The organism is Streptomyces sp. NPDC031445 (genome assembly GCF_055581365.1).
Map to the genome: position 1 here is coordinate 84,376 of NZ_JBVIJO010000020.1, position 11,133 is coordinate 95,508.

Here is an 11,133-nt window from a genome sequence, read left to right on the forward strand (position 1 = left end):
CTTCATCGCCCTTCCGTGAGCGGAGGTTCGCCTTGCCGGACGGACCGGGCGTCGTCGACGTGCAGCGTGACAGTGCCGAGCCGGTCGAACTCGGCGGCGAAGGTGTCGCCGGCGCGCATCGGGACGGCGGCGTGCAGAGCGCCCGTCATGACCAGGTGCCCGGCGTCCAGCGTCACGCCGTGTGCGCCGAGCGTGTTGGCGAGCCAGGCCACCACCGCCACCGGGTCGCCGAGCGCCGCGGCTCCGGCTCCCGTCGCCACGAGTTCACCGTTGCGGGTGAAGACCATTCCGGTGAGCCGGTGGTCGAGGTCCGGGTCCGCCGGATGCGGCGGAGCCAGTACCACCGCGCCGTTCGACGCGAGATCGGCGATGGTGTCGGCGAGCCGGATGCGCCAGTCCTGGATACGGGAGTCGACGATCTCCAGTCCGGCCATGACTTCGCTGACGGCCGCCCGCGCCTCCTCCACCGTGACGCCCGGGCCGCGCAGCGGACGGCCGAGCCGGAAGACGATTTCCGCCTCCACCTTGGGTGCGATGAACCCGGAGGCCCGAACGCTCGCTCCGGACGAGTGCACCGTCGAGGACAGCACCGGGCCGTAGTCGGGCGTGCGGGTGCCGAACATGTCCTGCATGGGGGCGGAGGTGAGTCCCGCTTTGTATCCCACCACGCGGTCGCCGTCGGCGAGGAGCAGACCGATCAGTTCGCGCTGGACGGCGTAGCCGTCCTCGGCGCCCAGACCGGGGTCGACGTCGGTGAACGGTGCGATGGGCAGGCCCGTCTCCCGCGCCTCGTAAAGGGCCCGCGCCCTGCTGATCGTATCGTCGGCGGCAGTGTTCATGCTTCTCCAGTCCGAGCCGTCCGGTCGTGGTGCGCTAGCACTGGGCCACGAAGACCCGGCTGCCGGGCATGGGCAGCGGGGTGCTCGTCACGTCGGAGAAGCCGGCCCGGGAGAACGCCGCCCGCCAGTCCTCCTCGGCGGGCAGCCGCACGTCCATGGAGCTGGCGTGGAGGTAGGTGAACAGCGCGCTGAAGGCACGCTCCCGCTCCCCGTCGGCGTACGGCACCGCGTCCGTGACGACGAGACATCCGCCGTCGGTGACGGAGGTACGGCACGCGCGCAGGACGCCATCGAGCACGTCGGGCCGTCGGGCGACGTCGTGCATGACGAATCCGGCGTGGACGACGTCCGCGCCACGGACGGGTGAGGCGTCGTCCACGAGCGACTCGACGGACCGGTTGACGATCTCCAGGCGATCGCCCACGCCGGCCTCGCCGGCGGCCCGTCGGGCCTCCTCGCAGGCGGCCGCGCTGAGGTCGAGCGCGAGGCCGGTGCTGTCCGGCAGGGTGGTCAGCAGGTGGATCAGCAGGCCTCCCGCGCCCGCGCCGAGGTCGACGATCCGGCGGGGCTTACGGCCGGTGATCTCCTCGATGACGCCGGGATAGAAGCCGAAGGAGCCGATCCAGCGCGAGGAGACGGCGACGCGGCGCCCGTCACGCCGGTAGCGGGCACCCGCTGCCTCGGGGTCGCGCAGGAACTCGGGCGCGTGGTCGACGTAGGGCCTGTTGGCATTGAGCGACCAGGACAGGTACCCGGCCGCGTACCGGCGGTCGGCCATGTCCGTGCAGGGCACGAAATGCCGCCCGTCCCGGCCTCGTTCCACCAGGCCGGCGCCGAGCAGCGCCTCCAGGAAGCGGGTGGCGGCCGGCTCCGTGAGCTGCGCCGCGGCCGCGGCCTCTTCGAGGCTGAACGGCTCCGCCCGGTCCAAAAGGAAGGACAGACCCAATTCCTCGGCGATTTCGAGGAGAGCCGCGTACGCGGCCAGGTCGGCTGCTCTTTCCCTGTCTTCGGTCCAGCTCATGCGTGGGCTCCCGATGTCGGGTGGGGGTGAGGGTCGCGAAGGGCGCGTTCATTTCCGGACCGGCACACATGGCTACCCGCATCGCGCCCCTCAGCCGAGCGGTTCCGTCGCCTGTGCTCATGTCCTTTCGCAACCGATGATTGGGTCGACTCCCAAGTGCAGCATCGGCGTTCGCCACCGTTACGTGTCGGCGGACCGAAGGGTGGCGGTTGCGGTGGACACGCATTCCCCCGGGTCCCGTTAGGTGACATGCGGCCCGGCCTGCGTATTAGCTTTCGCGGCGAGTTCCTCCGGTCAGGCGCTGGGTCCGCCTATCCCGTCCTGAGTTATCGAGTCGCGATTTCCCTATTCCGCAAATACATTACCCCGAAAACATCGCACTCAGGTCCTGACAACGGCGTCGTACGGAGCCGCGGTGTCTACCGCCACACGATCAGCCACTTCCGCTACCGAGCACCTCGGCTTGCCGACGAGGGTGGTGATCTGTCGTGCCGCACGCGGTAGGCCGACGGCGTGCGGTACCCGCCGAACGGCGGCCCGGCCGCGGAGCGACGGTGGTTACGCGAGCGGAACCCACGCAACGGGCGAGCGGTTCCGCCGTGGTGGGAAGACCCCGGTCATCGCGAGGGATCTGCGGGTGAGCGAGCGGCCGGTGGAACCCCGGCGGCGTGCGCCCACAGGCGGCCCCGGCTGATTCCCCGCCGCGCGCCACGGGAAGGATCCGGGCACAGGACACGACACCTTCGCCCGCAGCGGGCACCCTGCCCTGGTCGTCCGCGTCCCTGTCCGGCACCCAGGCGCGCCCGCCGGGCTGATCCGGGACGCCTCAGCGCCCGGCGGACGCCCGGGATGTGGCCGGCCCCGCCGACGACGAGCACCGCGAACGCACTCTCCGCACCGGCCTGCGCCGCATTCGGCTCCGCCCCGGCCTGATCGAACGGCTGCCTCACCGGCACCGGGCTCGCACTGGCCCATCAGCCGGCGACAAGCCGAACAGCGGGAGGACCTCACGGAGTCGGCCGTCGGACACGTCGCCCCTGGAAACGCGCGAGGGGCCGCTGCCACCGAAGCGGCAGCGGCCCCTCGCCGCGGATGCGGCGCCCGGCCCGGTCAGTCCTCGACCCAGCCGTGCGTCTTGGCGAAGCCCATCAGCCGGCCCCTGAGACGGACGATCTGCTCACCGGTCAGCCACGGGGCCGCGCTCAGCAGCAACTCCGTCACCTCGCGGTTGTACTCCTCCTCACCGAGCACATCACACATGGGATCGTCGGCCTCGGAGCCCGCCTGCCGCGGCAGCGTGGGCGACGGCGACTCACCGCGGAACACCCCCGCGGGAACCACAGCCTCCTGCGCCAGTCGCACCGATGACGCCTTCGGCCCCCGATCGCCTTCCTCGAGTTCGAACTCCACCCTTACCCCGGAGCGCACGGCTGCCTCTGGAATCAGGAGGTCGTTGGCGTGCAGGAACACATCCTCGCCACCGACCTCCGGGGCGATGAAGCCGTATCCACGCGTCTCGTCGAACCGCACAACCCGACCTACAACCATGACAACCTCCGACAACAACCCCAGGCACCCTGCCTGAAAACCTGCGAGCATCCTACCGATACGTGCGCGCCAAGTTGAAGGTCACCGGCAGACACCGCATGTTTCAGAGCGACAGAAAACGCACACAAATACCTGTCGAGCAGGGGCCCTGGACCAAGCCGTTCCAGCACCGCCTTCTCGGTCGACCGTGCGGACGACACACCCCGCGCGCTGCCCAACTGGTCCACGGAGACCGGGCGTCGGGAGCTTCCGCCTTGTCCCGTCGCCTACCGTGGCGTGAACCAGACCGCCCTCCGCATCCGTTCAGCTGGTGAGGAACGGTTGCCGCGCCGCGGTCGAGTCGTCCTCGCTCGTCCAGGCGACGAAAGGAGAGGGGTTACTGCATGCCACCTATCCAGTCAACGGTGCCACCGGCACCGTGACGAGTTGAGAACGCGCACGGCTGTGAACCACACGCTTCTGGTGCTTCTGCGTCCTTAGTTCGGGGAGTGTTTCTCATGACCGATCCATCCCTGCTGCCGTTGGCGTGCAACCTGTGCGGTGCGGTGATCCGGAAGGCCCCGACAAGACCCGGTCCTCCGTCGTCCGCACGCTACTGCTCCAACGCCTGCCGGCAGCGGGCGTACCGACGCCGCATGAAATGCACCACCATCTCGCCCCAGACATCCGGCGATCTGCTGACCCAGCTGAGCAGCTTCGTCGGTCGCGTCGACGAGATGTTCGAGATCAGCCGGCTGCTTCGTGCGTCCCGCCTGGTCACGCTCACGGGTATGGCCGGGGCGGGAAAGACACGGCTGGCCGTCGAGGTGGCGCGTAGGGAGCAGCGCGGTGGGCGCCGGGACATCGCGGTCGTGGAGCTCGCCGAGTCGAGCGGGATCGAATCCGTACGGCACCGGATCGCCGCGGCACTCGGGACACGGATCGACGTCGACTCGCTCCTGGCAGAGTGGAAGCCCTCCGACAGCGCACTGTCCGACTGCCTCCTGGTGCTGGACAACTGCGAGCACGTGATCGACGAGTGCGGGCTCGTGGTGGGACAGCTCCTCTCCCGCTCACCCGGACTGCGCGTACTCGCCACCAGCCGTGAGGCGCTACGGATCCCGGGGGAGGTGGTGTACTCGGTGAGCGGGCTTCCGCTCTCCAGCGGGGACGACCGCTCCTCGGTCGCCGACCACCTGCGATCGGACGCGGTCCGCCTGTTCGTCCACCGGGCGCGGGCGGTGGTGCCGGACTTCGCGCTCAGTGAGCGGAACGCCGCGGACACCGACGCGTTGTGCGAACGGCTCGGGGGTCTGCCGCTGGCGATCGAACTGGCCGCGCAGCTGGTCCGCGTCTTCTCCCCGGCCGAGCTGCGACGACGGCTGGACGACCCGCTCGCGCTCCTGATCGTCGGCTGGCGCACGTCGCCCGCCCGCCACCGGAGCTGGCGGGCGACGCTCGCCTGGAGTCACGACCTGCTCAGCCCGAGCGAGCAGAAGTTGTTCCGCAGACTGTCGGTTCTTCCGGCCGGCTTCGGGGTGGAGGCCGCCGCAGCGGTCGCGGCGGACCCCGACGTACCGGTGTCAGTGATACCCGAGCTACTGGCCTCACTCGAGTCCAAGTCCGTCATCCGGTCCCTCACCCTCGACGAGGGACCGGACGAGGGGGGCACGAGGTTCCGCATGCTGGAACTCGTGCGGTGCTACGCGCACGAGAGGCTCGTCGATCAGCAAGAGGAGGGGGCCGCGCTCGACGGTCTGACGCAGTGGCTGGCGAAGCTGGTGGGTCCGCTCCAGCGGACGGCCATCGCGCCTTCGGGCGCGTTGCTCGCCGCGCGGGCCGAACTCGGCAATATCCGACACGTCCTCAGCAGGCCGGACGGCGGCAGCGGCGGCGCACGCCACCGGCTCCTGGCGAGCTCCCTCGTACTGGTGGATCCGGACACGAGGGCCGACAGCCCGGAGGCGCGCATGGTCCGCGGTGCTCTCCACGCGACCGGCCCCGCATCGCCCCACGACGGGCTGGTGCTCGAGGCGGCGGCCCTGCTGGCCGCCGCCCAAGGTGAGACCGGCGAGGCATTGCGGCTGACGGACCGGGCCATCGACAACGAACGCGCCGGAACACCCGGGCCTGGCCTGCGCCGTCTGCTCCTGCGGCGGAGTCTCCTGAAGGAACGTTTCGGTGATTCCGCGGCAGCCGAGGAGGACCTGCTGGAGTGCATCCGTCTCTGTGACATCGCGGACGATGCGCTGACCCGTGCCGTGTGCACAGGTCAGCTCGCGAGGCGCCGGCTGATCAGCGACGAACTCGCCGCGGCCGGCCGGCTCATCGCCGACGCCCTGCCCACCCTGCGGGTGGAGGCGTCGTCGGACTGGCTCTGCGAGTTCGCAGGCGTGGCGGGAGCACTCGCCCTCGAACGCGACGACCTCGCAGGAGCCGAGAGGTATTTCAGCGAAGCGCTCAGGTCGGCCGCGAAGCACTCCAGCAGTGCGGCGGTCCTGATCGAGGGGCTGGGCATCACCGCCGTTCGGTGCTTCCAGTTCGAACGCGGACTCCACCTCATCGCCGCGGCGGAGGGGGTTGACGACTCCGGCTCCCTCGGATTGCGTTCGTCCGCGTGGTGGCGTCGGCGTGTCGACACGGCACGCAAAGCCGCCACGGAGGGACTGTCACCCTGGGCTTCTCAAACGCTGGCCTTCGGGCGTGCGCTCGACTGGGATCCCACGGTCGCGTACGCGGTGGACAACAGCCTGCCGCCGGCCCTGTCCTCGCGAACGGCCGACCGCGGCCCGCTCAGCCCACGGGAACGGGACGTGGTCGCACTGCTGGTGAAGGGCCTGACGAACCGGCAGATCGCGTCCCAGATACATGTTTCGGTGCGCACCGTGGAAACACATGTGCGGAACATCCGTGACACCCTCGGTCTGCGTTCACGCTCTCACATCGCCGCGTGGGCCGCCCGGACCCAGCAGACGCTCGAAGCGCCCGCACTGTGAACGCGGTCCGCGAAGGATCTGACGAGCCACACGTTACCGCCGGTCCCCGCTGACCCGCTGTCTCCTCCGCCGCCACGGCGGAGGAGACAGCGAGACTCTCGGTTCACGTCGGCTGGTGATCGAGAAAAGGCGCGTCGAGCGGCCGCAGCGGCTCGGTGTCCCGGCACACCACGTACTCCGGACGCGGCTGTTCCGGCCAGGACGGCTGATTGCGGACGTCGTTGTAGGTGGCGATGAGAAGTCGTCGCGGGAACGGCGACATGTTCGGACCCGAGCCGTGCACGATCTCGGAAGAGAAGAACACCACGGTACCCGCCGCCCCCTTGGGGCTGACCATTCCGTGGCCGGTGACCAGTTCCGCCAGCTGCTCGCGGTTCAGGGAGATGTCGTCCGGGTCCAGATGGCGCTCGGATCGCGGCTTGTCCGCACGGCTCTCGCGTACGAGCCCCCTCCTGTGCGTACCCGGGAGGTAAATGACCGGCCCGTTGAACTCCGTGACGTCATCGAGGAAGACCGCGACATTGACCAACCGCGGTTCGGGCAAGTTGTCCGCTGTCCGCCAGGCGGCGTAGTCCTGGTGCCAGGACCATTTCTCACCGCCGAAACCGGACTTGGCGTTGATCTTGAATTGGTAGACGTACACGTCGTCCGCGACCAGTTGCCGGACAGGACCGAGGAGACGCCGGTCGCGCAGGAGTGAGGCGAAGTCCTCCTGCCGCTGGTGGGAGGAGTAGACGCCGCGCACGTTCTCACCGTCGTCCTCCATGATGCGCTGCGGCCCCGGCACGTCACAGTCCGATGAGAACGCCACCCGAAGGCGCTCCACCTCGTATCCGGTGAGGAGCGATTCGACAGCGAGAAAGCCGTCCTGCCGGTAGCGGTCCAGCTGTTCCTGGTTCAGGAGCATAGGAATTCCCTCATGGTCACACGATGAATGGGTGACGGGTCGAAGTCGGGGACCGACGGGCGACAGGTTTGCAAGGTGGTCGCATCCGCCGCCGGGCTACGCCCGTTCACCTCGTCAGCTCCGGATCGTCGGACCGAGGCCGGCTGGTGTCCCGCGCCCGTCGTACGGCCTCCGCCGGCGAGTGGGACGCGAACTGCGCCGCGTACAGGCGCGCATACGGGCCGCCCTTGCGCAGAAGGGTCTCGTGGTCGCCCTGTTCCACGATCCTTCCGGCCTCCATGACCAGAATGACGTCGGCGTCCCGAATGGTGGAGAGCCGGTGCGCGATGACGAAACTGGTCCGTCCGGCGCGCAGCGAGTCGAGCGCCTGCTGCATACGGGCCTCGGTGCGAGCGTCCACCGTACTGGTGGCCTCGTCGAGAATGAGGATGGTCGGCTTGGCCACGAACGCCCGTGCCACGGTGATCAGTTGCCTCTCACCGGCGCTGACGGCCGCGTCCTCGTCGCCGACCATCGTTTCGTAACCGCGGGGAAGCGTGCGTACCAGCCGGTCCACCTGACTGGCGACGGCCGCCTCGACGATGTCCTGGGGCATCGGGTCGTCGGCGCCGTAGGCGATGTTCTCGCTGATGGTGCCGTCGAACAACCAGGGTTCCTGCAGCACCATACCGATCTTCGAGCGCAGATGGTCCCGGGTCATGGCGGCGATGTCCACCCCGTCGATGGTGATCCGCCCGCCGTCGACGTCGTAGAAACGCATGAGCAGGTTGACCAGCGTGGTCTTCCCGGCCCCCGTCGGTCCGACGATCGCCACTGTGTGACCCGGCTCAACGGTCAACGACAGATGCTCGATCACGGGTACACCGGGCACGTAACCGAACGAGACGTCGTGGAACTCCACCCTGCCGGTGACGACGTCGAGGGTCGCCGGTTCGGCCGGATCCGGCTCCTGTTCCTCGGCGTGCAGCAGTTCGAGGACCCGCTCGCACGAGGCCGCCGCGGACTGCACGACGTCAGCCATGGTGGCGAGCGTGGTGACCGGCGCCTGGAACTGCCGCGCGTACTGGATGAACGACTGCACCTGGCCGAGCGACAGCCCTCCCGAGGCGATGCGCGCCGCACCCACGACCGCGATGAGCACATACGTGACATTGGCCAGGAACGTCGTCGTCGGTTGCTGCAGTCCCGACAGGTACTGGGCCCGGACACTCGATGTGTAGACGGCTTCGTTGTGTTCATCGAAGGCCCGCTCGACCTCTGCCCGTCGACCGGACAACCGGATGACGGTGTGCCCGGTGTACATCTCCTCGATGTAACCGCTGAGCCGGCCGGTGCTGGACCACTGTTCCTCGAAACGGGCACGGGCCCGGCGGCCGATGGCCGTGGTCGCGAGGACCATGACCGCCGCGATCGTCAGAACGATCACCAGGAGCAGCGGCGAGATGAGCGACATCAGCACCAGCGAACCGATGAGCAGCAACAGGGGTCTGAAGAGCAGTTGCAGACACTGCTGGACAGACTGGGCCAGGTTGTCCAGGTCGTTGGTGACCCGGCTGAGCACATCACCGCGCGGCTGCTCGTCGAAGTACCGCAGGGGCAGCCGAGTCAGCTTCTCCTCCACCTCGACGCGCAGCCGGTGGACGGCTTGTTGTGCCAGCGCGGTGATCAGCCGGCCTTGCACGAGCGACGCGAGCGACGCCGCCACCCCCAGTCCGGCCACCACCAGCAGCAGCCGGCCGACGTGGGTGAAGTCGATGCCGTGTCCCGGTACCGCACCGCTCCGGGCGATGAGGTTCGCGAGCGTCCCGTCCCCCCGGGCCCTCAGGTCGGCGATGGCCTGCTGCCTGGTCAGGCTCGGGGACAGGCGGCCACCCAGCACACCCGCGGTGATGGCGTCGGTGGCCCGGCCGAGCAACAGCGGCCCGAGCGTCAGCGACGCGATCGCCGGCAGGCTCAGCAGCAGCACGCCGGTCAGAGTGCGCTTCTGCCCGCCCAGGAGGACCAGCAGACTGCTGAACGCCTTGCGGCGGCCGACGGCCGGCGAGGGGACGGCCATCAGTCACACCCTCTCATCCGTGACCTGCAACCGCACGATCTCCCGGTACGTCTCACTGCTCTCCATGAGCTCGTCATTGGTTCCGGCGGCCACGACGCAGCCCTTGTCCAGCACGAGGATGCGGTCCGCACCGCGGATCGTGCTGATCCGCTGGGTCCCGATGATCAACGTGGCGTCCGGGAACTCGGCGGCCAGGGCGCGGCGCAGGGCTCGCTCGGTGCCGTAGTCGAGGGCGGAGAAGGAATCGTCGAACAGGTGGATGCGCGGTCGGCCCACCAGCATGCGGGCGATGGCCAACCGCTGGCGCTGGCCGCCGGACAGGTCGGTCCCGCCCTGCGCCACGGCCGCGTTCAACCCGCCAGGCATCCGTTCGACGACGTCGCGGCACTGGGCGATCTCCAGTGAGCGCCACAGGTCCTCGTCGGTGGCGTCCGGATCGCCGTACCGCAGATTGCTCGCGATCGTGCCGCTGAACAGATGCGCGCGCTGCGGAACCAAGCCGATCGTGGCGGTCAGCGCGATGGGGTCGAAATCCCTGATGTCCGTCCCATCGACACGTATCTCGCCGGCGGTCACGTCCATCAACCGGGGTATCAGGCTCAGCAGGGTGCTCTTTCCGCAGCCGGTGCTGCCGATCAGCGCTGTCGTCTCCCCCGGCCGGGCGAACAGCGAGACGTCGCTCAGGACCGGCTCGCCGGCCCCGGGATACCGGAACCCGACACCGGTCAGCTCCAGACGGCCCCGGGCCCCGGCCGGCCGGACCGGACGCCGTGGCGACGGCACGGTCGGTTCGGTCTCCAGCACTTCCTGGATCCGCTGGGCGCTCACGCCGGCACGCGGCACGACGACGAACAGTCCGATCGCCATCGTCGTCGCCAGCAGCACTTGCAGGATGTAGGAGAGGAACGCGACGAGGGAGCCGATCTGCAGATGCCCCGACTGGACCCGGTGGCCTCCGAACCACACCACCGCGACGCTGGAGACTTCGATCACCATCGATGTCAAAGCTCCCATCAGCGCCATCATCCGACCGGCCTGGAGAGACTGGCGCAGCAGGTCGCTGCTGACGGCGCCGAAGCGTTCCCGTTCATACGCGTCGCGGACGAACGCCCGGATCACCCTGATGCCCGTGAGCTGCTGGCGCAGCACATCGTTGACCCGGTCGAGGCTTTCCTGCATCGACCGGTAGACCGGTCGCAACCGCCGGAGGATCGAACCGCAGCAGACACCGATGACCGGCAGGATGATCAGCAGCAAGGACGAGGTGGGCACGTCCTGCCGCAAGGCGAGGATGGTCCCGCCGACGAAGCTGAGGGGCGCGGACAGCAGCACGGTGCAGGTGACCAGCACCAATGTCTCCAGCTGGAGCACATCGTTGGTGGTCCGGGTGATGAGCGAGGGCGTTCCGAACCTCTCGGTCTCCCGGGTGGAGAACGCCTGCACGCGGGAGAAGACCGCCGTCCGCACGTCCCGGGCGAAACCCATCGCGGTGACGGCACCGAGATAGCAGGCACCCAGGGCGCTCGCCACCTGGACCAAGGTCACCAGCAGCATCAGCGTGCCGACGCGCACGATGTAGCCGTTGTCCCCCTTGATGATGCCGTTGTCGATGATGGACGCATTGAGCGTCGGCAAGTACAGAAGCGCCAGGTTCTGCACCCCCTGGAGCAGCAGCACGAAGCCGAGCTGTCTGCGGTAGGGGCGCAGGCGGGCACGGAGAAACCGCAACAGCAAAGGACTCACCTCCCGGACGACGCGCCGAAGTGGCCGGGAGACGGGTCGCGGTT

The 11,133-nt window shown here is 69.0% G+C and carries 7 protein-coding genes; 1 reads left to right on the forward strand and 6 read right to left on the reverse strand.

The genetic code is table 11. The features are described from left to right. Positions 1-2 precede the first annotated feature (2 nt). The 3 genes from ACZ5DC_RS37120 to ACZ5DC_RS37130 all read right to left on the reverse strand — a co-directional run bounded on the left by ACZ5DC_RS37120 (position 3) and on the right by ACZ5DC_RS37130 (position 3,408). Entirely contained in the window at positions 3-839 is an 837-nt protein-coding gene (locus tag ACZ5DC_RS37120; protein ID WP_468660303.1) for a 2-keto-4-pentenoate hydratase, read from the reverse strand. 34 nt (positions 840-873) lie between these two features. Further along, the gene (locus ACZ5DC_RS37125; protein WP_468660305.1) at positions 874-1,860 is read right to left on the reverse strand and encodes a class I SAM-dependent methyltransferase; all 987 of its coding nucleotides are present in this window, start codon (positions 1,858-1,860) and stop codon (positions 874-876) included. Between the two features lie 1,110 nt (positions 1,861-2,970). Then, a complete protein-coding gene (locus ACZ5DC_RS37130; RefSeq protein WP_468660318.1) occupies positions 2,971-3,408 on the reverse strand; it encodes a cold-shock protein in 438 nt (145 codons plus the stop codon). A 635-nt stretch (positions 3,409-4,043) separates the two neighbouring features. On the opposite strand from ACZ5DC_RS37130, the gene ACZ5DC_RS37135 reads away from it, so the two are divergent. Further along, a complete protein-coding gene (locus ACZ5DC_RS37135) occupies positions 4,044-6,383 on the forward strand; it encodes an ATP-binding protein (protein ID WP_468660307.1) in 2,340 nt (779 codons plus the stop codon). Between the two features lie 103 nt (positions 6,384-6,486). On the opposite strand, the gene ACZ5DC_RS37140 is transcribed toward ACZ5DC_RS37135, so the two are convergent. The 3 genes from ACZ5DC_RS37140 to ACZ5DC_RS37150 form a co-directional block, all read right to left on the reverse strand. Beyond that, positions 6,487-7,290, reverse strand: a complete 804-nt coding sequence (locus ACZ5DC_RS37140) for a phytanoyl-CoA dioxygenase family protein (RefSeq protein ID WP_468660309.1) — start codon at positions 7,288-7,290, stop codon at positions 6,487-6,489. Positions 7,291-7,396: 106 nt separating this feature from the next. Then, on the reverse strand, positions 7,397-9,346 hold the full coding sequence (locus ACZ5DC_RS37145) for an ABC transporter ATP-binding protein (protein WP_468660312.1): 1,950 nt from the start codon (positions 9,344-9,346) through the stop codon (positions 7,397-7,399). A gap of 3 nt (positions 9,347-9,349) precedes the next feature. Next, complete coding sequence (locus ACZ5DC_RS37150; RefSeq protein ID WP_468660320.1) at positions 9,350-11,080, reverse strand: ABC transporter ATP-binding protein; 1,731 nt, start codon at positions 11,078-11,080, stop codon at positions 9,350-9,352. Positions 11,081-11,133 lie beyond the last annotated feature (53 nt).

Excerpts from the sequence above, each read along its gene's own strand:
- ACZ5DC_RS37120 (WP_468660303.1), bottom strand. The coding sequence starts at position 839 with ATGAACACTGCCGCCGACGATACGATCAGCAGGGCGCGGGCCCTTTAC.
- ACZ5DC_RS37125 (WP_468660305.1), bottom strand. The coding sequence starts at position 1,860 with ATGAGCTGGACCGAAGACAGGGAAAGAGCAGCCGACCTGGCCGCGTAC.
- ACZ5DC_RS37130 (WP_468660318.1), bottom strand. The coding sequence starts at position 3,408 with ATGGTTGTAGGTCGGGTTGTGCGGTTCGACGAGACGCGTGGATACGGC.
- ACZ5DC_RS37135 (WP_468660307.1), top strand. The coding sequence starts at position 4,044 with ATGAAATGCACCACCATCTCGCCCCAGACATCCGGCGATCTGCTGACC.
- ACZ5DC_RS37140 (WP_468660309.1), bottom strand. The coding sequence starts at position 7,290 with ATGCTCCTGAACCAGGAACAGCTGGACCGCTACCGGCAGGACGGCTTT.
- ACZ5DC_RS37145 (WP_468660312.1), bottom strand. The coding sequence starts at position 9,346 with ATGGCCGTCCCCTCGCCGGCCGTCGGCCGCCGCAAGGCGTTCAGCAGT.